This window comes from Moorena sp. SIO4E2, assembly GCF_010671945.1.
GTDB lineage: Bacteria > Cyanobacteriota > Cyanobacteriia > Cyanobacteriales > Coleofasciculaceae > Moorena > Moorena producens.
This window is the reverse complement of record NZ_JAAHIE010001256.1, coordinates 1-1,339: the sequence shown is the minus strand read 5'-3', so window position 1 is coordinate 1,339 and position 1,339 is coordinate 1. Positions and strand designations below refer to the sequence as shown.

Sequence of the window (1,339 nt, the reverse complement as noted above, 5' to 3'; positions counted from 1 at the left end):
ATTCAAAAGCTGATAGCTGATAGCTGATAGCTTAATGCTTACTAGGCAATATCGAAAAGAGATCTGGACTTTTATTGGATAATAAAAAAAGACCCCCTAGGTTTACATCTCAAATACAAACACTATATTAGTAATATCATGTCTGGTTGACTAATAGCGATCTTAAATGAATTGTGATAATTTTTAATCTGAAGTTCCCTGCTCCCTGCTCCCTGCTCCCTGCTCCCTTTGCTGTATTATCAAAAAAATTGGGGTTAGTAAGGGCAAAAGCCAAAGTTCAACACTTCTCCATCGTTTCTGGGTCGAATTCCCCTTGCAACATCGCAATCAGACATCGTCCAATGTGGTAAGCCAAATTAACAGGGACCGCATTACCTATTTGCCTGTACCTCGATGATAGAGAACCGGTAAATTCCCAATCATCGGGGAAGCTCTGAATACGTGCATATTCCCTAACTGTCAACGGTCGTGTTTCTTCAGGATGACACCGCTCGGTCTGTTTTTGAGCTGGGTTACAGGTTAGAGTAAGGGAAGGTTCTTGCCAAGAAAGCCGCCTAGCCATACCGGTTTTGCCGCCACCGAGATAGAAACTCTTTTTCATATACTCTTTTTGAAGCTCTATTGGTAAGTTCCGCCAATAACCTCCTGGTGGTATTAACTCCATAATTTCTTTCTTGCGGGTAGGGTATTTTGCTCCTATTGATTTAGGGCAATCTTTGAGCACCTCCCTCAGGGAAATAGTGTAGTCCTTTTCCTGAGGAAATATTGCGTTTAGGTCTAAGTCTTTTCTGACCGCAATGATAATTACCCTCTCCCGCTTTTGGGCAACATCTAGAAACTGCGCTCTGAGCAACTTATAGGTAGGGTTGTAACCTAAATCCTCTAAGGTTCGCAGCATGGTGGATAAGGTTCTGCCTTGGTCATGGTGGATCAGACCTCTAACGTTTTCAACTAGTGCTATTTTCGGCTGTACTTCCTTGACACACCGTGCAAACTCAAAAAAGAGCGTCCCTCTAGTATCGTCAAAACCTTTACCCAGACCGGCATAGCTGAAAGCTTGGCAGGGCACACCACCAGCCACAATCTCTACGTTGTCCTTGTATTTGGTAAAATCAACATTGGCTATATCCTCAGGTATGATTTTCCAGGAAGGTCTATTCAGCTTCAGAGTGTTTACGCAGTCTTTATCAATCTCCACCAACAGCTTGGTGCTTAAGCCAGCATTCTCAAAGCCCAGTGCCATGCCTCCACACCCAGCAAATAACTCAATTACTCTGAAGCTAGTGGGTTTGCTCTTGAGAACACGAAACTCAACCCCAGTAGCTAGCCCTTGATACTT

At 43.6% G+C, this 1,339-nt stretch carries 1 protein-coding gene; it reads right to left on the bottom strand.

The window, feature by feature from the left end:
• Nucleotides 1-277 precede the first annotated feature (277 nt).
• Nucleotides 278-1,339, bottom strand: a 1,062-nt coding sequence (locus F6K37_RS42700) for a DNA cytosine methyltransferase (RefSeq protein WP_287257260.1), incomplete at its 5' end; no start/stop codon positions are given.